This window comes from Streptomyces sp. NPDC048479 (assembly GCF_040651435.1).
Lineage (GTDB): Bacteria > Actinomycetota > Actinomycetes > Streptomycetales > Streptomycetaceae > Streptomyces.
The window spans coordinates 130,096-149,427 of sequence record NZ_JBEZKA010000006.1 but is presented as its reverse complement, the minus strand read 5'-3'; the positions used below and the strand labels follow the sequence as shown (position 1 = coordinate 149,427).

Genomic DNA, 19,332 nt, shown 5'->3' with positions numbered 1-19,332 from the left:
GTGCCCACCGCATGGGTACGTCGAAACGGCAGGCGACCGAACCTTAGACCTTCGCTCAGTATCTATGCACCAGGGGGGTGCCGACCCGCCCGTGACGTCACAGTCTCGTGAGGATTGCGAGCGTCACAACGGTTCACACCCGAGGAAGCGTTTCGGCCGCGATGCCGCCTTCGATGGCAAGGATGCGATGCAGCCGGGTTGCCACCAGTAGTCGCTGCATCTGCGGGGGGACTCCGCGCAGCACCAGTCGGCGGCCGCACCGGCCGGCCCGGCGGTGTGCGCCCATGATGACCCCGAGCCCGGTGGCGTCCCAGGAGTCGAGATCGGTCAGGTCGAGCACCAGGTCGCCGGCTCCGCTGTCGACGGCCGAGTGCAGGACCGTACGGGCGTCCGCCGCGCTGCGGACGTCGAGGCGGCCCCCGACGACCAGCTCGGCGTGGTCGCCCCTGATGTGCATATGCGCTCCCCGAGAGTGCGTCAGTGCCCTGTGTCTGTCTGTGCTGACTGTCTGCTTCTGTCTTGTTCCGTCTTGCAACAACTGACTGCCGCACGGGCAGAGCGGTTGCTGCTTGTGAGCGAACCGATACCGAATTCACCCCGACGGGTGATACCAAAACGGTCGATGAGGGTCAGTGCTTGTAGAAGCCCTGCCCGCTCTTGCGGCCGATGTCACCGGCATCCACCATCCGGCGCATCAGCTCCGGCGGCGCGAACTTCTCGTCCTGGGACTCGGTGTAGATGTTGCTCGTGGCGTGCAGCAGGATGTCCACGCCGGTGAGGTCGGCGGTGGCGAGCGGCCCCATGGCGTGGCCGAAGCCCAACTTGCAGGCGATGTCGATGTCCTCGGCGGACGCTACGCCCGATTCGTACAGCTTCGCGGCCTCGACGATGAGCGCCGAGATCAGGCGCGTGGTGACGAAGCCTGCGACGTCGCGGTTGACGACGATGCAGGTCTTGCCGACCGACTCGGCGAACTCCCGCGTGGTGGCGAGCGTTTCGTCGCTGGTCTTGTAGCCGCGCACCAGTTCGCACAGCTGCATCATCGGGACGGGCGAGAAGAAGTGTGCGCCGACGACCCGCTCCGGACGCTCCGTCACTGCCGCGATCTTCGTGATCGGGATGGCGGAGGTGTTGGAGGCGAGGACGGCGTCGTCCCGTACGAGCTTGTCGAGCGTACGGAAGATCTCGTGCTTGATCTCGAGCTTCTCGAAGACCGCCTCGACGACGATGTCCGCGTCGGCGACGGCGTCCAGGTCGGTGGTGGTCGTGATGCGCGCCAACGCCGCGTCGGCGTCGGCCGCTTCCAGCTTGCCCTTGGAGACGAACTTGTCGTACGAGGCCTTGATGCCGTCCCTGCCGCGGGTCAGTGCCGCGTCGGTGACATCACGCAGCACGACCTCCCAGCCCGCCTGGGCCGAGACCTGCGCGATACCGGACCCCATGAGTCCGGCCCCGATGACGGCGAGCTTCCTGGCCACTGCGGCACTCCTTAACACCCGTTTACATGTGGACTCTCTGCGGGAGGTTAGCGCCCGTGAGGGGCCGTGTGGCGGTGAAGAGATACGCGTCACGTCTCGAATGACGGACATCACACTGGTACGGCCGATCAGGCTTCCCGGACCGCGTACTTGAGCACCGTCTCCCCCAGCACGTCCTCCATGTCGTCGAGGAGGTCCAGGGACTCGCGGGAGACCTCGTCGGGTTGGCGGCCGGCCACCATCTCCCGGCCGATCACCCCGAGCAGGGTGGTCTGCACCCAGCAGAGCTGACCCGCGATCAGCGTCGGCAGCTGATCGGCGGGGTTCGCGCCGGTCTCCTCGCGGAGGGTCTGCTCCAGGCGCTCGAGGGCCTCCTGGTTCGTGCGCCACAGCCGGGACCGGAGACTGTGGGCCTCCCAGATGACCTGGATGAACTGGCTGTAGCCCGGGAAGAGCCCGACGTTCGGCGAGAGGGCCCGTACCTCCTCGCGCAGCTCTCGCAGTACGGCCTCGGCAGCCGACTCGCCTTTGTCACGGGCCCGCACATACCGCGAGAGCCGCTCCACAACGCCCTTGCTGCGGTCGAGGAACAGGTCCTCCTTGGCAGGGAAATAGTTGTAGACGGTGTTGACGGAGACGTTCGCAGCCTCGGCGATTTCGGCGATCGTGACCGCGTCGAAGCCGCGCTCCAGGAACAGACCGGTGGCCATGTCCGAGATGAGCTGCCTGGTCTGCCGCTTCTTCCGCTCCCTGAGTCCCTCTGCCATGGCCCCATCCTAGGCGGTTCGCTGGACCCGTTGAAAACTTGGGGCGATTGCAAAATTTAAGAGACTCTGTTTTTCTGGCTGTCATGGCAATCATCAGTACGGCCGGGCTCGCCCGGACCTTCCAGACCAGGAGCGGCCCGGTGGAGGCCGTGCGGGGCATCGACCTGACCGTCCAGCCGGGCGAGATCCTCGGCTTCCTCGGCCCGAACGGAGCGGGCAAGACCACCACCCTGCGGATGCTCACCACCCTGCTGCCGCCCACGGGCGGTGCGGCCACCGTCGCCGGCTTCGACCTGGTCGGCGACCCCGCGGGCGTACGCCGCAAGATCGGCTATGTCGCCCAGTCAGGTGGCGTCGATCTGCACATCTCCGTGCGCGAAGAGCTGGTCACCCAAGGCCGGCTCTACCGGCTGTCCAAGGCCGAAGCCGTCGCCCGGGCCGACGAGCTCGCTCGCGACCTGGACCTCACCGACCTGCTCGACCGCAAATGCGCCGCACTCTCCGGCGGGCAGCGGCGTCGGCTCGACATCGCCATGGGGCTCACCCACCGGCCGGCGGTGCTCTTCCTCGACGAGCCGACCACCGGCCTCGACCCCGGCAGCCGGGCCGATCTGTGGGACCTGGTGCGCCGGCTGCGCGACGAGCACGGCACCACCGTCTTCCTCACCACTCACTACCTCGACGAGGCGGACGAACTGTCCGACCGGCTGGTCATCGTCGACAAGGGCGTGGTGGTGGCCGAAGGGACGCCGGGCGCCCTCAAGCTGCGGTACGGCGGCGCGATCGACGCCACATTGCAGGACACCTTCCTCGCCATCACAGGGCGCGGCATCGCGCCCAAGGACACCGCCCCCGTCGCCGTATAGGACTTCCCGATAGGACGCCCCGATGTCTGCACTCCTCTCCGACACCGCGCTGGTCTTCGGGCGGTACGCACGCCAGACCCTGCGCTCCAAGTTCCAGATGCTCTTCGGCGCGCTGATGCCGCTGCTGTATCTGCTCTTCTTCGGGCCACTGCTCACCGATCTTCCGCTCGCTTCGCAGGGCGACTCCTGGCAGGTTCTCGTCCCTGGCCTGCTGCTCCAACTCAGCCTCTTCGGCGCGTCGTTCAGCGGTTTCGCGATCATCATCGAGAAGCAGTCCGGCGTGGTGGAGCGGATGCGGGTCACACCCGTCAGCCGACTCGCCCTGCTCCTCGGACGGGTGCTGCGCGACGCCGCCCTGCTGGTCTTCCAGTCGCTGCTGCTGGTGCTGGTCGCCGTGCTGATGGGTCTGCGGGCGCCGCTCGGCGGCATCCTCATCGGCTTCGTCCTCGTGGCCGTACTGGCCGTCGCGCTGGCCTCGCTCTCGTACGCACTGGCGCTGAAGGTCTCCACGCCGCAGGAGTTCGGTCCGGTCATCAACGCCGTGAGCATGCCCTCGATGCTGCTCTCCGGGCTGATGCTGCCGATGGCGCTCGCGCCCGGCTGGCTGAACGTGCTGTCGCACTTCATGCCGTTCCGCTATCTGGTGGACGCGGTGCGGGCCGGCTATGTGGGCGACTACGCGAGTACGGCGTTGCTGTACGGCGTACTCATGGCGGTCGCCTTCGTGCTCGGGTCCGTGACGGTAGGCACACGTGTCTTCCGCAGGGCCGGTGCGTAACTAGGCTGGTCGCATGGTCAACCTCACGCGCATCTACACCCGCACCGGCGACCAGGGCACGACGGCCCTCGGCGATATGAGCCGGACGGTCAAGACCGATCTACGGATCGCGGCGTACGCCGACGCCAACGAGGCCAATGCCGCCCTGGGCACGGCCATCGCGCTGGGACAGCTGGACGCGGAGGTCGTACAGGTCCTCGTCCGCGTCCAGAACGACCTCTTCGACGTGGGCGCGGATCTGTGCACCCCCGTGGTCGAGGAGCCGGAGTATCCGCCATTGCGGGTCGAGCAGTTCTACATCGACAAGCTTGAGGCGGACTGCGACCGCTTCAACGAGGAGCTGGAGAAGCTGCGCAGCTTCATCCTGCCGGGCGGTACGCCGGGGGCGGCGCTGCTGCACCAGGCCTGCACGGTCGTACGGCGCGCGGAGCGCTCGACCTGGGCGGCGCTGGAGGTGCACGGCGACATCATGAACCCGCTGACGGCCACGTATCTCAACCGCCTCTCCGACCTCCTGTTCATCCTGGCAAGGACCGCGAACAAGGAGGTCGGGGACGTGCTCTGGGTGCCCGGCGGCGAGCGGTAGGCCACTGGCCCGGGGCTCCGCCCCGGGCCCCGCGCCTCACACGCCCGCCAGGCTTGAGTTGCCTAGCGCTCGACGCGGACCCGTTCGCGCTCCGCCACCGGGGCCTTCTTCGGGAAGAGCGTGTAACTCCCGGCGATGATCACGTTGATGCCGATGACGAAGAGCATCTTCTGCTGCCACATGCGCAGCGAACCGACGTCACCGTCGCCGCCGACGTACCAGACCGCGCCCTGCAGCAGGCCCATGGCGACCACCGCGGCGACGGTCCAGCGGATGGCCGTCCTCCACTCGTGGATCATGCGAGCGGTGCCGTACTTCGGCGGCTTCACGGGCGGCGGGCCGCCGGCGAAGCGGTGCGCGACCCGGGCGTCGACCCATTTGATCGTGTGGTGGCCCAGACCCACGGTGAAGCCGATGTAGACCGCGGCGAGTCCGTGCTTCCAGTCCGGTGCGGCGCCGTTCTTGAGGTCGATCGCCGTCACGACCAGCAGGACGACCTCCAGCAGCGGCTCGCAGAGCAGCACGGCAGCGCCCAGACGCGGCATTTTCGCCAGGTAACGCAGCGCCAGTCCGGCGGCCAGCAGCACCCAGAAGCCGACCTCGCAGATCACGATCAGCGTGACGATCACAGCACTCTCCCTTCCTTCTGGCTCCACACTTCCGTCCGTACGGCGGTGATTCGTCGTCGGCAGTGACGAAGTGGCACTGCATCCTTCGATGTAGTCGGCCTTCACCCGCGACGTGGAGGCCCGCGCGCCGCCCGCCGTGTTTGATGGGTCTGTGACCGCTCTCCCCCGCCCGCACCGCGACGATGTGCTCATCGCCGTGGCCGGCTTCCTCGGCGGCCTGCTGCTCTGGTCGCTGGGCCTGGACAGCCGAAGGGGGCACGGTTTCGACCCGCGCGCGCTCGCGCTGCTGCCGCTTGCGGTGATGAGCGGGGCGGGGCTGCTGCGCCGGACGATGCCGAACACCGCGCTGACGATCGGCTGTCTGGCGATGCTGGCCGACCCGTTCACCACCGGGAACGTCGCCACGATCGCGCTGTTCACAGACCTGGTGTACGCGGCGGTCCTCTACGGCACTCCGGCCGCCGCTCGCCGTATCCCCGCCGTGTCCATGGTGGCCACCGCCGCCGTCACCGTCACCGCACTTGTCGTCTTCCAGGATGCGCAGGCCGTGCTGCTCGGTCTGCTCTTCGCGGTGGTCACGGTGGCCCCCGCCTGGACCGGCGTGAGCGTACGCACCCACCGTGACGCCGCCGAGGCGGCCCGGCTGCGCGCCGAGCAGACCGCACTGCTCGCCGAGATCGACCGCACCCAGGCGGTGACCGCCGAGCGCGCCCGGATGGCCCGCGAGCTGCACGACATGGTCGCCAATCACCTCTCGGCGATCGCCATCCACTCCACGGCCGCGCTCTCCATCGACGATCCGAAGACCTCCCGCGACGCTCTCGGCGTCATCCGCGAGAACAGCGTCGACGGCCTCGCCGAGATGCGTCGACTGATCGGGCTGCTGCGGGACAGCGGCGGCGACACGGAGCCGTCCGCCGTGCCGAGGCTGGCCGGCGTGGATGCACTGCTGGAGCAGGCACGCACGAACGGCGCCTCCAGCGGCATGGAGTTCACACTCACCGACAGCCGCACGGAGAACCTCCCGCTGCCCGCGCCGGTCGAGCTCGCGGCGTACCGCATCATCCAGGAGTCGCTGACCAATGCGCTCAAGCACGCCTCTCCCGGAGGGATCACGGTCGTGCTCGGCCGGGACGGGCAGATGCTGACGGTAGGCGTCACCAGCCCGTACGGGGACGGGCCCGGACCGCGCGCCCCCGGTTCGGGGGCCGGTCTGGTCGGTATGCGCGAGCGCGTGGCGCTGCTGGCGGGGACCTTCGACTCCGGGCCGGTCACCACCGCGGACGGAGCCAGGATCTGGCAGGTACGGGCGGAGCTGCCCCTCGATGAAGGGAACGGGAAGGCATGACGATCCGGGTACTGGTCGCGGAGGACCAGAGCGCCGTACGCGCCGGTCTGGTCCTCATCCTGCGCAGCGCGCCGGACATCGAGGTGGTCGGTGAGGCGGCGGACGGCGAGGAAGCGGTACGGCTCGCCCGCGAACTGCGCCCGGATCTCGTACTGATGGATGTCCAGATGCCGCGGCTTGACGGGGTGTCGGCGACCCGGCTGGTCGTCGCCGAGCAGCTGGCCGACGTCCTCGTGCTGACCACGTTCGATCTGGACGAGTATGTCTTCGGGGCGCTTCGAGCGGGGGCCGCGGGCTTTCTGCTGAAGAACACCGAGGCCAACGACCTTCTCGAGGCGGTGCGCACAGTGGCGCGCGGCGAGGGGCTCATAGCGCCGGCCGTCACCCGCCGGCTGATCGCGGAGTTCGCGACGCCTCAGCCCGTACGATCCGCGGACGCGCCCGACCCCGCGATCCTCGACCCACTCACCAGACGCGAGCGCGAGGTGCTTTCGTGCATCGGTGAGGGGATGTCGAACGCCGAGATCGCGGGCCGGCTCGACATGGCGGAGGCCACGGTGAAGACCCATGTGAGCCGACTGCTGGGCAAGCTGACGCTGCGCAGCCGGGTCCAAGCGGCCGTACTGGCACAGGAGTTGGGCATCTGACCGGCGGCCGACCCGCCGCCCGACCCAACTCCGACCCACCGTCCGATCGGCACCTCACCCGCAACCCGGCCCCCATCTGATCCCACCCCTTCCCCACCCCACCACGGCTTTGGTCTGGACCTATTGACGATTGGTCCAGACCTTCCTACTCTCACCGCACACGCTGCGGAGAGCCGTCGCAGGGTGCGCAGTTCACGGACCACCCCGAATGTCCGTCCGCAACTCGAGGAGCACCCCTTGAGCACCCAAGCCCCCCTGCATCGAAGAAAGTTCAGATCCAGAGCCGTCGCGGGTCTGACTGCGCTACTGCTCCCCCTCGCCGCCATGGTCGGCCTCGCCTCCCCCGCAGAGGCCGCCGCATCGGCCACCGCGAGCTACGTCAAGGTCTCCGACTGGGGATCCGGCTTCGAGGGCAAGTGGACGGTGAAGAACACCGGCACCACCTCCCTCGGCTCCTGGACCGTCGAGTGGGACTTCCCCTCCGGCACCTCCGTCACCTCCGCCTGGGACGCCGACGTCACCAGCTCCGGCACTCACTGGACCGCCAAGAACAAGAGCTGGAACGGCACTCTCGCCCCCGGCGCCTCCGTCTCCTTCGGCTTCAACGGCGCGGGCCCCGGCGCCCCCTCCGGCTGCAAGCTCAACGGCGCCTCCTGTGACGGCGGCAGCGTCCCCGGCGACAACCCGCCCTCCACCCCCGGCACCCCGAGCGCGTCCAACATCACCGACACCGCGGTGACGCTGAGCTGGACCGCCGCCACCGACGACAAGGGCATCAAGAACTACGACGTGCTGCGTGACGGCGCCAAGGTGGCGACGGTGACCGGCACGACGTACACCAACACCGGGCTCACGGCCGGCACCGACTACTCGTACACCGTCCAGGCGCGTGACACCGCCGACCAGACAGGACCGGTCAGTGGCGCCCGCGCGGTCCGCACCACCGGCGGTGGCGGAGACCCGGGCCCCGGCCCCGGCTCCACGGTCAAGCTCGGCTACTTCACCGAGTGGGGCGTCTACGGACGCAACTACCACGTGAAGAACCTGGTGACCTCCGGCTCCGCCGCCAAGATCACGCACATCAACTACGCCTTCGGGAACGTCACCGGCGGCCGCTGCGCGATCGGTGACTCCTACGCCGACTACGACAAGGCGTACACCGCCGACCAGGCCGTCGACGGCGTCGCCGACACCTGGGACCAGCCGCTGCGCGGCAACTTCAACCAGTTGCGCAAGCTCAAGGCGAAGTACCCGAACATCAAGGTGCTCTGGTCGTTCGGCGGCTGGACCTGGTCCGGCGGCTTCGGCCAGGCCGCGGCCAACCCCGCGGCCTTCGCGCAGTCCTGCTACGACCTGGTCGAGGACCCACGCTGGGCCGATGTCTTCGACGGTATCGACCTGGACTGGGAGTACCCGAACGCCTGCGGTCTGTCCTGCGACACCAGCGGCGCGGCCGCCTTCAAGAACGTGATGCAGGCGATGCGCGCCAAGTTCGGTACGAACAACCTGGTCACCGCGGCCGTCACCGCGGACGCCTCGTCCGGCGGCAAGATCGACGCGGCCGACTACGGCGGCGCTGCCCAGTACGTCAACTGGTACAACGTGATGACGTACGACTTCTTCGGCGCCTGGGCCGCACAGGGCCCGACCGCCCCGCACTCCCCGCTCACCTCGTACCCGGGCATCCCGCAGGCGGGCTTCAACTCCGCCGAGGCGATCGCCAAGTTCAAGGCGAAGGGCGTGCCGTCGGCCAAGCTGCTGCTGGGCATCGGCTTCTACGGGCGCGGCTGGACCGGAGTGACCCAGAGCGCGCCGGGCGGCACCGCGACAGGACCCGCCCCCGGCACCTACGAACAGGGCATCGAGGACTACAAGGTCCTCAAGAACAGCTGCCCGTCCACCGGAACGATCGCCGGCACGGCGTACGCGAAGTGCGGCAGCAACTGGTGGAGCTACGACACCCCGGCCACCGTCGGCTCGAAGATGAGCTGGGTGAAGGGCCAGGGCCTGGGAGGCGCGTTCTTCTGGGAGTTCAGCGGTGACACCACGAACGGAGAGCTGGTCGGCGCGATCAACAGCGGTCTGAACTAGCTGCTCGAACCAGCACTGCGTACACAGCGAAGCCCGGGAGACCTGCTCTCCCGGGCTTTGTCACACTCTCAGGCCACGTTGACGCGCTGGCCGGGCGGAGCCGCCTCCAGCCAGGCGAGGAATCCGGTGAGCGCGTCCTCACTCATCGCCAGCTCCAGGCGTGTCCCGCGGTGGTGACAGCCGAGCACGACCGCGTCGGACAGCAGCGCCAGCTCCTCCTCGCCCTCGGGCTTACGGCGCGCGACGACCTCGATGGCCGAGCGCTCAAGGAAGCGGCGCGGGCGTGGGGCGTACGAGAAGACCCGGAACCACATGATCCGGTCACCGCTGTAGCGGGCGACGCCGTACACCCATCCCTTGCCGGAGCCATCGGTCTCCTCCGGGACGTTCCAGCGGAGGCTGCAGTCGAAGGTACCGCCGGAGCGCTGGATCAGCCTCCGGCGCAGTCCGAAGACGAAAAGCCCGATCACCACCAGTGCGACGACCAGGCCGCCCACAAGAAGAGCGAGGAACATCTCCACCGACCTCCTCGCATCGTCCAGTAACGGGAATACCGCTCGTACCTTCACCTGCATCTGCCTCAGCCGCGGCACGCCCTGGAGAGTTCCAGGCCGGGCCGCGGCTGACGCGAGTGTGTCTGTCCGGGGAACGACCCCCAGACCCCCGAAGGGACTGTCGGCGGGATGCCTAGTGCACCGCCACCGCGCGCAGACGGACATCGGCGCGCCGCTCTGCGGCATCGTCCTCGTCCGACTTGGCACGCTCCAGCGCACGCTCGGCGCGCTGTGCGTCGATCTCGTCCGCCAGCTCGACGATCTCCGCCAGCAGAGAGAGCTTGTTGTCCGCGAAGGAGATGAATCCGCCGTGGACAGCAGCGATGACGGTCCCGCCTTCGCTCGTACGAATGGTCACCGGGCCCGATTCCAGCACACCGAGCAGCGGCTGGTGACCGGGCATGACGCCGATGTCGCCGGACGTGGTGCGCGCGACGACCAGGGTGGCCTCGCCGGACCAGACCTGTCGGTCCGCGGCGACCAGCTCGACATGCAGCTCAGCAGCCAAGGGTGGCTCCTCGGGTCACCACCCGGCGGTTCTGCCGGGTGTTGGGTCAAATTCTAGTGGGCGTTGCGAGAGGGGCGGGACACGCCCGCCCCTCTCACGGAGTCACGGGCCTCAGGAGACGCCGAGCTCCTTGGCGTTGGCCTTGAGGTCCTCAATGCCACCGCACATGAAGAACGCCTGCTCGGGGAAGTGGTCGTACTCACCGTCGCAGATCGCGTTGAACGCGGCGATCGACTCCTCGAGCGGCACGTCCGAACCGTCCACGCCGGTGAACTGCTTGGCGACGTGGGTGTTCTGCGACAGGAAGCGCTCGACGCGACGGGCACGGTGGACAACGAGCTTGTCCTCCTCGCCCAGCTCGTCGATACCGAGAATCGCGATGATGTCCTGGAGGTCCTTGTACTTCTGGAGGATCCCCTTGACACGCATGGCGGCCTCGTAGTGGTCCGCCGCGATGTAGCGCGGGTCCAGGATGCGGGACGTCGAGTCCAGCGGGTCGACCGCCGGGTAGATGCCCTTCTCCGAGATCGGACGCGACAGAACGGTCGTCGCGTCCAGGTGGGCGAAGGTGGTCGCCGGCGCCGGGTCGGTCAGGTCGTCCGCGGGGACGTAGATCGCCTGCATCGAGGTGATCGAGTGACCGCGGGTCGACGTGATGCGCTCCTGCAGCAGACCCATCTCGTCAGCCAGGTTCGGCTGGTAACCCACCGCGGACGGCATACGGCCGAGCAGCGTGGAGACCTCGGAGCCGGCCTGGGTGTAACGGAAGATGTTGTCGATGAAGAAGAGCACGTCCTGCTTCTGCACATCGCGGAAGTACTCCGCCATGGTCAGACCGGCAAGCGCGACACGGAGACGGGTGCCCGGGGGCTCGTCCATCTGACCGAAGACAAGCGCCGTCTTGTCGATGACGCCGGATTCGGTCATTTCCTCGATGAGGTCGTTGCCCTCACGGGTACGCTCACCGACGCCCGCGAACACCGACACACCGTCGTGGTTGTTGGCGACGCGGTAGATCATTTCCTGGATCAGAACGGTCTTGCCGACACCGGCACCACCGAACAGACCGATCTTTCCACCCTTGACGTACGGGGTGAGAAGGTCGATGACCTTGACGCCGGTCTCGAACATCTCGGTCTTGGACTCGAGCTGGTCGAAGGAGGGCGCCTTGCGGTGGATGGGCCACCGCTCGGTGATCTCGACCGTTGACGGGTCCACGTTCAGGATTTCACCAAGGGTGTTGAACACCTTGCCCTTGGTGATCTCGCCGACCGGCACCATGATGCCGTTGCCGGTGTCCGTCACCGTGGCCTGGCGGACCAGACCGTCGGTGGGCTGCATCGAGATCGCGCGGACCACGCCGTCACCCAGGTGCTGGGCGACCTCGAGGGTCAGCTTCTTGAGCTTGCCGTCCTCGGCCGGGTCGGCGACCTGAACGGTCAGCGCGTTGTAGATCTCCGGCATCGCGTCGACGGGGAACTCCACGTCGACGACCGGGCCGATGACCCGGGCGACGCGGCCCGTGGCGGCGGCCGTCACTTCGTTCTCGGTAGTCGTCGTCACTTACTTGTCACTCCCCGCGGTCGCGTCGGCCAGGGCGCTGGCGCCACCGACGATCTCGCTGATTTCCTGGGTGATTTCGGCCTGGCGGGCCGCGTTGGCAAGCCGGGAGAGGGTCTTGATGAGCTCCCCGGCGTTGTCGGTCGCCGACTTCATCGCGCGGCGGGTGGCAGCGTGCTTGGAAGCAGCGGCCTGAAGCAGCGCGTTGTAGATCCGGCTCTCGACGTAGCGCGGCAGCAGGGCGTCGAGGACGTCCTCCGCCGACGGCTCGAAGTCGAACAGCGGAAGGATTTCGCCCTTGGTACCGGACTCCTCGGCCGCCTTCTCGAGGCTGAGGGGCAGCAGCCGGTTCTGCACCGGCGTCTGCGTCAGCATCGAGATGAACTCGGTGAAGACGATGTGGAGCTCGTCCACGCCGCCCTCGGCCGTGTCCTGCTGGACGGCCGCGATCAGCGGAGCCGCGACCTTCTTGGCGTCCGCGTACGTCGGGTTGTCCGTGAAGCCGCTCCACGAGTCCGCGATCTTGCGCTCGCGGAAGCCGTAGTAGGCGACACCCTTGCGGCCGACGATGTACGTGTCGACCTCCTTGCCCTCACCACGGAGCCGCTCGGTGAGCTGCTCCGCCGCCTTGATGGCGTTGGAGGAGTAGCCGCCGGCCAGACCGCGGTCGCTCGTGATGAGCAGCACCGCGGCGCGGGTCGGGGCTTCCGCCTCGGTGGTCAGAGGGTGCTTGGTGTTCGACCCGGTGGCCACCGCAGTGACCGCGCGGGTGAGCTCGGTCGCGTACGGCGTGGAGGCCGCCACCTGGCGCTGCGCCTTGACGATGCGCGAGGCGGCGATCATCTCCATCGCCTTGGTGATCTTCTTGGTCGCGGTGACGGATTTGATGCGACGCTTGTAGACCCGGAGCTGGGCTCCCATGAGTCAGGTCCCTTCCGTCGTCACTTGGCCGTGCTGACCGGCGCGTCTTCGCCCAGAAGCTTGCCGTCCGAGGTCTCGAACTGCTGCTTGAAGGCGGTGATGGCGTCGGCGATCGACTGCAGCGTGTCGTCGGACATCTTGGCGCCCTCGGCGATGCTGGTGAGGAGCTCCTTGCGCTCGCGGCGCAGGAACTCGAGCAGCTCGCTCTCGAAGCGGCGGATGTCGGCGACCGGGACGTCGTCCATCTTGCCGGTGGTGCCGGCCCAGACGGAGACGACCTGCTCCTCGATGGGCATGGGCTGGTACTGGCTCTGCTTCAGCAGCTCGACCATGCGCTTACCGCGCTCCAGCGAGGCCTTGGAAGCCGCGTCCAGGTCGGAGCCGAAGGAGGCGAACGCCTCGAGCTCACGGTACTGGGCGAGGTCCACGCGAAGCCGGCCGGAGACCTGCCGCATGGCCTTGTGCTGGGCGGAGCCACCGACACGGGAGACCGAGATACCGACGTTCAGGGCCGGACGCTGGCCGGCGTTGAACAGGTCGGACTCAAGGAAGCACTGGCCGTCGGTGATGGAGATGACGTTGGTCGGGATGAACGCCGACACGTCGTTCGCCTTGGTCTCGACGATCGGCAGACCCGTCATCGAACCGGCGCCCATGTCGTCGGAGAGCTTGGCGCAGCGCTCCAGCAGACGCGAGTGCAGGTAGAAGACGTCGCCCGGGTAGGCCTCGCGGCCCGGCGGACGGCGCAGCAGCAGCGACACGGCGCGGTAGGCGTCAGCCTGCTTCGACAGGTCGTCGAAGATGATCAGGACGTGCTTGCCCTGGTACATCCAGTGCTGGCCGATGGCCGAACCGGTGTACGGGGCAAGGTACTTGAAGCCGGCCGGGTCGGACGCCGGAGCCGCGACGATCGTCGTGTACTCGAGGGCGCCGGCCTCCTCCAGCGCACCGCGCACGGACGCGATGGTGGAGCCCTTCTGGCCGATGGCGACGTAGATGCAGCGCACCTGCTTCTTCACGTCACCGGAGCGCCAGTTGTCGCGCTGGTTGATGATCGTGTCGACGGCCAGAGCGGTCTTGCCGGTCTGACGGTCACCAATGATCAGCTGACGCTGGCCGCGGCCGATCGGCACCATGGCGTCGACGGCCTTGTAGCCGGTCTGCATCGGCTCGTGCACCGACTTACGGACCATGACGCCCGGAGCCTGCAGCTCGAGGGCGCGGCGACTGTCGGTCGCGATCTCGCCGAGGCCGTCGATCGGGGTGCCGAGCGGGTCGACAACGCGGCCGAGGTAGCCCTCGCCGACGCCGACGGAGAGCACCTCACCGGTGCGCTGCACCGGCTGGCCCTCCTCGATACCGCTGAACTCACCGAGGACGATCGCACCGATCTCGCGCTCCTCGAGGTTGAGGGCGAGACCGAGGGTGCCGTCCTCGAACTTCAGCAGCTCGTTCGCCATGGCCGAGGGAAGGCCCTCGACCTTCGCGATGCCGTCACCGGCAACGCTGACCGTACCGACCTCCTCGCGCGAGGCCGCGTCCGGCTGGTACGACTGGACAAAGTTCTCCAGCGCGTCCCGGATCTCCTCCGGCCGGATCGTGAGCTCCGCCATCTGGGTTCCCTGCTCTCCTTGTTGGGCCCGAAGTTTCTTAGGGGGTCTGGGGGCCGACCCCCAGGAATCTTCTGCAATCTCTGCACGGCCCAACCGGGCCGCTCGTACTGCTTCGTACTGCTTGTTCAGTTGGTGGCTGATCAGCCGGCGATGCGGCGGGCCGCCTCGTCGAGACGTGCCGCGATGGTGTCGTTGATCAGCTCGTCGCCGACGCGCACCTGCACTCCGCCGATGACCTCGGGGTCCACGTCGAGATTGAGGTGCATCTCGCGGCCGTAGATCCGAGCCAGACCGGCGCCGAGGCGCTGCTTCTGCTCATCGGTCAGCGGCACCGCCGAGGTGACGACCGCGACCATCCGCTCCCGGCGCGCCGCGGCGAGCCTGGACAGGGACTCGAGTCCAGCTTCCAGGCTACGTCCTCGGGGCTGGGTCACAAGACGGATGACCAGCCGCTCGGTGACCGGATTGGCCTTGCCGTCGAGCAGGCTGCGCAGCAGCTCACCCTTGGCGGACGCCGGCGCCGACTTGTCGGTCAGCGCGGAGCGCAGCCCGACGTTGGAGGCGACGATCCGGCCGAACCGGAACAGCTCGTCCTCGACGTCGTCGAGCGCACCGGCCCGCTGCGCCGCGGTGAGGTCGGCGGTGGCCGCCAGCTCCTCGACCGAGTCGACCAGATCGCGCGACTGCGACCAGCGGGAACGGACCATGCCTGCGAGCAGGTCGATGGTTTCGCTGCCCACCTGACCGCCCAGCAGCCGCCCGACCAGCTCGGCCTTGGCCTCGCCGGGCTGCGCCGGGTCGGTCAGGACCCGACGCAACGACACCTCACGGTCGAGCAGCGCGGTGACGGCGGCCAGCTCCTCGGCGAGCTTCGCCACGTCGACCGACGTGTTGTCGGTCAGCGCGTCGAGAGACTCGCGTGCGGCAGCCAGTGCCTCGCGGCTCGCTCCGTTCATCGCGTGGCCTCGGCCTTCGAAGCGCTGTCCTCGAGTGCGTCGAGGAAGCGGTCGACGGTGCCGCTCTGCCGGGTGTAGTCCTCGAGGGACTCACCGACGATCTTGCCGGCCAGTTCGGTGGCGAGCTTGCCCACGTCCCGGCGCAGCGCAGCGGCCGCGGCCTTGCGGTCGGCCTCGATCTGGGCGTGACCGGCAGCGATGATCTCCTCACGCTGCCGCTGGCCTTCCGCCCTCATCTCCTGCAGGATCACGGCGCCCTGCTCCTGCGCCTCCTGGCGCATACGAGCGGCTTCGTGGCGAGCCTCGGCGAGCTGAGCCTTGTACTGCTCAAGCACGCTCTCGGCCTCGGTCTGGGCCGCATCGGCCTTCTCCATACCGCCTTCGATGGCCTCGCGGCGCTCGTCCAGAACCTTGTTGATGGTCGGAAGGAGCTTCTTGGCGAGGAAACCGAAAACGATGGCAAAGGCGATGAAGCCAATGACGAGCTCAGGGATCGGCGGGATGAGCGGGTTTTCCGCTTCCTCCGCCGCGAGCTGAACCAGAGGGTTCACGTCAGTGCCTTCCGTCGAATGGGCTGTTCGCGACCGGTCAGGAGGTCGGGTAGACGAACGGCATGACCAGACCGATCAGGGCGAGCGCCTCACAGAAGGCGAAGCCGAGGATCTGGTTCTGGCGGATCAGGCCGGCGGCCTCGGGCTGACGGGCGAGAGCCTGGGTACCGTTACCGAAGATGATGCCGACGCCGACACCGGGGCCGATGGCCGCAAGGCCGTAACCGATAGAGCCGAGGTTGCCCTTGATTTCGACGCTGGTGGCGGCGAGGGTCTGGAGAGCAGACATGCCGGTTCTTCCTTCTCTTTCTTGGTCCGGTGGGGGTTGGCCACCGGGTGCTTCAGGAGGTTGGGTGCTCAGTGGCCCTTGGCGAGAGCGCCCTGGATGTAGCTGCAGGTCAGCAGGACGAACACATAGGCCTGGACAGCCTGGATGAAGAGCTCGAAGGCGGTCATCACGATGACCATCACGAACGAGACACCTGCGTAGGCGATGCCGATGCCGTTGAGCAAGTACCAGCTGGCGATCGTGAAGAGCAGCAGCAGGGTGTGGCCCGCGAACATGTTGGCAAAGAGCCGGACGGCGTGCGTGAACGGCCTGACGAGCAGGTTCGAGAAGAGCTCGATGGTCATCGAGAGCGGCAGGACCGGGCCGAGGCTCTTGTCGTAGCCCGAGAAGTTCTTGAAAGCTCCGACGAAACCGTGCTTCTTGAAGGTCAGGCTGACCCACAGGACGTACACGATCGCGGCGAGCGCAACCGGGTACGAAATGATCGCCGTCACGGGGAACTGGGCGACCGGAATGATGGACCAGAGGTTCATCATCCAGACGAAGAAGAACAGGGAGACCACCAGCGGGACGTACTTCTCGCCGTCGCGCTTGCCGATCGTCTCGTAGACGACGCCTCGGCGTACGAAGTCGTAGCCGGCCTCGGCCACCATCTGAAGCTTGCCGGGAACAACCTTCGGCTTACGGAAGGCCGCCCAGAAGAAGCCGACGATGATGATCGAGCCGAGCAGCGCCAACAGCATCGTCTTGTTGAAGTACAAGTTGCTGTCCCCGTCGCCCCAGAGGGGCTGGAACAGGAACGAGTGCAGGCCGGGAGCCGGGAAACCACAACCGCTGTTCTGGAAGATGTGGCAATCGGTCTCGAAGGCGAGCACCGTCGTCGGGTCAGCACTCACCGCGGGCTCCTTCAGCGTGGCGCATAGGTACGGCAACCTCGTTGTGTCGGCGCGGCGCACAGCCGCTGATCGGCACTGGACTGGTGTTACGGATGTGGGGGCGGCCGGCAGGCAGGGAGCCTCGCGATTGAGCAGGCGTCAGCTCAGATGCCCGCGCCCGCAATGCCGCAGTTGGCACCGGACGATAGCAGGATCGCGAACGCGTGCTTATACCGGCCCTACCCCTCACGAGGAAGACCCCTTGTTCTCGGGCTTCTTGCCCTCGGAGGAGTCCGGTTCGACATAAAGCATTTTGGCCTTCATGTGCGCACGGGTCTGCGCGGCGATCCACACGAGGGTCGCTGCGACCAGCGTGATGGCGAAGGCCTTCGGGTTGAACAACGTGGTGTTCTTGAATGCGGCGACAAAGATGAACAGCAGCAGAATCTGTGCTGCATAGAGCATGAGCCCCATGGCCTGGAACAGATGCGGAAGCGACTTGGCCGTCCGCTCCAGGACCACCAGCCCGATCCCCATGAACAGGATCACAACCAGCGTCGCAACGACAGCGCCTACAGCTCCCTTACCGCCGGCGACCACCGCGCTGATCGCGACGGCAACAGCGCCGGCGACAGCGGTGGGTACGGCGGCTCGAAGGAGAGTCCGGACGTCGTTGGACGGCATGGCGGCAGCTCCGCTTGCTGGTGGGGGCAGTGGTGTCGTCATGGACGAGCGTAGGCCCGGTCCGAGTTGGGTCCTCGGGGCCAAAGAACCGTCGCACTACGGTCTTTCGGCTCTGTCTCCGGGTCTCGTGAACGGTATCACAAACTATTTGATGAGGTCTTTACCTGAGGGGTGTGCTGACTGTCACACATGAGAGTGAGTGCGCGCGTGTGTGCACAATAACTGGTCGCTATGTCTGGTAATGGGCGAACATACAGCGACTCGTCACCCGCGCGTTCCGGCCTTCCGCCGGTCCGGGAAACGCGAACGGGGGCCGATAGCAGTCGCTCCGTTGACGCCCGCCGGAACCGGGGTCCGCTCCTCGGGCTCCTCGTGCGACGCCTGCGACACCTGTGACGCCTCCGCCGCCTCCGACTCGTACGCGGGGACCGCAGACCCGGGAACGGTCTTGCGGCGCCGGTAACGCGGCGGAACGAAAGCCTCCGCCCAACGCGGGGCGCGCGGAGTGAAGCGCGGCAGCAGCAGAAGCACGAGGCCTACCGCGCTCAGCGCCACAATGAGCAGCACGCTCCACATCGACGCCGAGTGCACCGAGTACGCGACGACACCGAAGGCGATCAGTGCCGACCAGAAGTACATGATCAGGACTGCTCGGCTGTGCGAATGTCCGATCTCCAGGAGCCGGTGGTGCAGATGGCCACGGTCCGCCGCGAACGGCGACTGTCCGTTCCAGGTACGGCGGACGATCGCGAGCACCAGGTCGGCGACCGGGATCGCGATGATCGTCAGCGGCAGCAGCAGAGGGATGAAGACCGGCAGCGCCGCGTGGGTGGCCTGGCGGGTGCTTCCCTCGAAGATCTTCAGGGCGTCCGGGTCCACCTGTCCTGTCACCGAGATCGCGGCCGCCGCGAGCACCAGGCCGATCAGCATCGATCCCGAGTCGCCCATGAAGATGCGCGCCGGGTGCATGTTGTGCGGCAGGAAGCCGAGGCACATGCCCATCAGGATCGCGGTGAACAGGCTGGCGGGCGCCGCCGCCTCGATGCCGTAGCTGAACCAGATCCGGTACGAGTAGAGAAAGAAGGCCGCGGCGGCGATGCAGACCATGCCGGCGGCGAGGCCGTCCAGGCCGTCCACGAAGTTCACCGCGTTGATGGTGATGACGACGAGGGCGACGGTCAGCAGGGTGCCCTGCCACTGGGTCAGCGAGACGGTGCCGACACCGGGGACGGGAATCCACAGGATCGTCAGACCCTGGATCACCATCACGCCCGCGGCGATCATCTGGCCGCCCAGCTTGATCAGGGCATCGATCTCGAACTTGTCGTCGAGGACACCGATGATCCAGATCAGGGCAGCGCCGGAGAGCAGTGCCCGCGGTTCATTGGACAGCTCGAAGACGCTGTTGAGGTTCTGCAGATGGTCCGCGACCAGCAGACCGGCGCACAGGCCGAAGAACATGGCGATACCGCCGAGTCGCGGTGTCGGCTCTCGGTGTACGTCGCGGGCACGGATCTCCGGCATCGCACCGGTCGCGATGGCGAACTTCCGCACCGGCCCGGTCAGCAGATACGTCACCGCAGCCGTAACACAGAGCGTCAGCAGGTAATCACGCACGGGCTGCCCCACAG

Annotated in this window: 21 protein-coding genes; 6 read left to right on the top strand and 15 right to left on the bottom strand. The window is 67.5% G+C overall.

The window, feature by feature from the left end; all coding sequences use genetic code 11:
- Positions 1-133 precede the first annotated feature (133 nt).
- From AB0D12_RS12090 to AB0D12_RS12080, 3 genes are all read right to left on the bottom strand, one after another.
- Complete coding sequence (locus AB0D12_RS12090) at positions 134-457, bottom strand: STAS domain-containing protein (protein ID WP_327328499.1); 324 nt, start codon at positions 455-457, stop codon at positions 134-136.
- Between the two features lie 172 nt (positions 458-629).
- Positions 630-1,478, bottom strand: a complete 849-nt coding sequence (locus AB0D12_RS12085; protein WP_327326120.1) for a 3-hydroxyacyl-CoA dehydrogenase family protein — start codon at positions 1,476-1,478, stop codon at positions 630-632.
- Positions 1,479-1,606: 128 nt separating this feature from the next.
- The gene (locus AB0D12_RS12080) at positions 1,607-2,245 is read right to left on the bottom strand and encodes a TetR/AcrR family transcriptional regulator (protein ID WP_362680081.1); all 639 of its coding nucleotides are present in this window, start codon (positions 2,243-2,245) and stop codon (positions 1,607-1,609) included.
- 83 nt (positions 2,246-2,328) lie between these two features.
- On the opposite strand from AB0D12_RS12080, the gene AB0D12_RS12075 reads away from it, so the two are divergent.
- From AB0D12_RS12075 to AB0D12_RS12065, 3 genes are read left to right on the top strand one after another with little or no spacing between them, the layout of a single operon-like run.
- The gene (locus AB0D12_RS12075; protein WP_362680078.1) at positions 2,329-3,111 is read left to right on the top strand and encodes an ATP-binding cassette domain-containing protein; all 783 of its coding nucleotides are present in this window, start codon (positions 2,329-2,331) and stop codon (positions 3,109-3,111) included.
- 22 nt (positions 3,112-3,133) lie between these two features.
- Complete coding sequence (locus tag AB0D12_RS12070) at positions 3,134-3,889, top strand: ABC transporter permease (RefSeq protein WP_362680075.1); 756 nt, start codon at positions 3,134-3,136, stop codon at positions 3,887-3,889.
- A 13-nt stretch (positions 3,890-3,902) separates the two neighbouring features.
- On the top strand, positions 3,903-4,475 hold the full coding sequence (locus tag AB0D12_RS12065) for a cob(I)yrinic acid a,c-diamide adenosyltransferase (protein WP_362680072.1): 573 nt from the start codon (positions 3,903-3,905) through the stop codon (positions 4,473-4,475).
- Between the two features lie 62 nt (positions 4,476-4,537).
- Here the strand turns inward: AB0D12_RS12065 and AB0D12_RS12060 are convergent, their stop codons facing one another.
- Positions 4,538-5,104: a hypothetical protein gene (locus AB0D12_RS12060; protein ID WP_362680069.1), complete on the bottom strand. Its 567-nt coding sequence runs from the start codon at positions 5,102-5,104 to the stop codon at positions 4,538-4,540.
- A gap of 151 nt (positions 5,105-5,255) precedes the next feature.
- Between AB0D12_RS12060 and AB0D12_RS12055 the strand changes: the two genes are divergently transcribed.
- The 3 genes from AB0D12_RS12055 to AB0D12_RS12045 all read left to right on the top strand — a co-directional run bounded on the left by AB0D12_RS12055 (position 5,256) and on the right by AB0D12_RS12045 (position 9,190).
- The gene (locus tag AB0D12_RS12055) at positions 5,256-6,452 is read left to right on the top strand and encodes a histidine kinase (RefSeq protein ID WP_362680066.1); all 1,197 of its coding nucleotides are present in this window, start codon (positions 5,256-5,258) and stop codon (positions 6,450-6,452) included.
- Complete coding sequence (locus AB0D12_RS12050; RefSeq protein ID WP_362680064.1) at positions 6,449-7,099, top strand: response regulator transcription factor; 651 nt, start codon at positions 6,449-6,451, stop codon at positions 7,097-7,099. The genes AB0D12_RS12055 and AB0D12_RS12050 overlap by 4 nt, the downstream gene beginning before the upstream one ends.
- 324 nt (positions 7,100-7,423) lie before the next feature.
- Entirely contained in the window at positions 7,424-9,190 is a 1,767-nt protein-coding gene (locus tag AB0D12_RS12045; RefSeq protein ID WP_362680571.1) for a glycoside hydrolase family 18 chitinase, read from the top strand.
- A 68-nt stretch (positions 9,191-9,258) separates the two neighbouring features.
- On the opposite strand, the gene AB0D12_RS12040 is transcribed toward AB0D12_RS12045, so the two are convergent.
- The 11 genes from AB0D12_RS12040 to AB0D12_RS11990 all read right to left on the bottom strand — a co-directional run bounded on the left by AB0D12_RS12040 (position 9,259) and on the right by AB0D12_RS11990 (position 19,318).
- Positions 9,259-9,705 (bottom strand): DUF2550 domain-containing protein, encoded by a 447-nt coding sequence (locus tag AB0D12_RS12040; protein WP_327326115.1) that lies wholly within the window; start codon positions 9,703-9,705, stop codon positions 9,259-9,261.
- A gap of 172 nt (positions 9,706-9,877) precedes the next feature.
- Positions 9,878-10,252 (bottom strand): F0F1 ATP synthase subunit epsilon, encoded by a 375-nt coding sequence (locus AB0D12_RS12035; RefSeq protein ID WP_327326114.1) that lies wholly within the window; start codon positions 10,250-10,252, stop codon positions 9,878-9,880.
- A gap of 111 nt (positions 10,253-10,363) precedes the next feature.
- The gene (gene atpD, locus AB0D12_RS12030; RefSeq protein WP_362680060.1) at positions 10,364-11,815 is read right to left on the bottom strand and encodes a F0F1 ATP synthase subunit beta; all 1,452 of its coding nucleotides are present in this window, start codon (positions 11,813-11,815) and stop codon (positions 10,364-10,366) included.
- Entirely contained in the window at positions 11,816-12,733 is a 918-nt protein-coding gene (locus AB0D12_RS12025) for a F0F1 ATP synthase subunit gamma (RefSeq protein WP_362680057.1), read from the bottom strand.
- Between the two features lie 20 nt (positions 12,734-12,753).
- On the bottom strand, positions 12,754-14,346 hold the full coding sequence (gene atpA, locus AB0D12_RS12020) for a F0F1 ATP synthase subunit alpha (RefSeq protein WP_362680055.1): 1,593 nt from the start codon (positions 14,344-14,346) through the stop codon (positions 12,754-12,756).
- 140 nt (positions 14,347-14,486) lie between these two features.
- On the bottom strand, positions 14,487-15,302 hold the full coding sequence (locus tag AB0D12_RS12015) for a F0F1 ATP synthase subunit delta (protein ID WP_362680052.1): 816 nt from the start codon (positions 15,300-15,302) through the stop codon (positions 14,487-14,489).
- The gene (locus AB0D12_RS12010) at positions 15,299-15,853 is read right to left on the bottom strand and encodes a F0F1 ATP synthase subunit B (protein ID WP_362680049.1); all 555 of its coding nucleotides are present in this window, start codon (positions 15,851-15,853) and stop codon (positions 15,299-15,301) included. Before AB0D12_RS12010 ends, AB0D12_RS12015 begins: the two co-directional genes overlap by 4 nt.
- A gap of 37 nt (positions 15,854-15,890) precedes the next feature.
- On the bottom strand, positions 15,891-16,142 hold the full coding sequence (locus AB0D12_RS12005) for a F0F1 ATP synthase subunit C (RefSeq protein WP_324976791.1): 252 nt from the start codon (positions 16,140-16,142) through the stop codon (positions 15,891-15,893).
- Between the two features lie 68 nt (positions 16,143-16,210).
- Positions 16,211-17,053, bottom strand: coding sequence for a F0F1 ATP synthase subunit A (gene atpB, locus AB0D12_RS12000; protein ID WP_362680568.1), 843 nt, complete (start codon positions 17,051-17,053; stop codon positions 16,211-16,213).
- A gap of 210 nt (positions 17,054-17,263) precedes the next feature.
- Positions 17,264-17,701 carry a hypothetical protein gene (locus AB0D12_RS11995; protein WP_327326108.1) on the bottom strand — a complete coding sequence of 146 codons (438 nt, stop codon included), beginning with the start codon at positions 17,699-17,701 and terminating at the stop codon, positions 17,264-17,266.
- 264 nt (positions 17,702-17,965) lie between these two features.
- Positions 17,966-19,318, bottom strand: a complete 1,353-nt coding sequence (locus AB0D12_RS11990) for an MraY family glycosyltransferase (RefSeq protein WP_362680044.1) — start codon at positions 19,316-19,318, stop codon at positions 17,966-17,968.
- Positions 19,319-19,332: the final 14 nt, after the last annotated feature.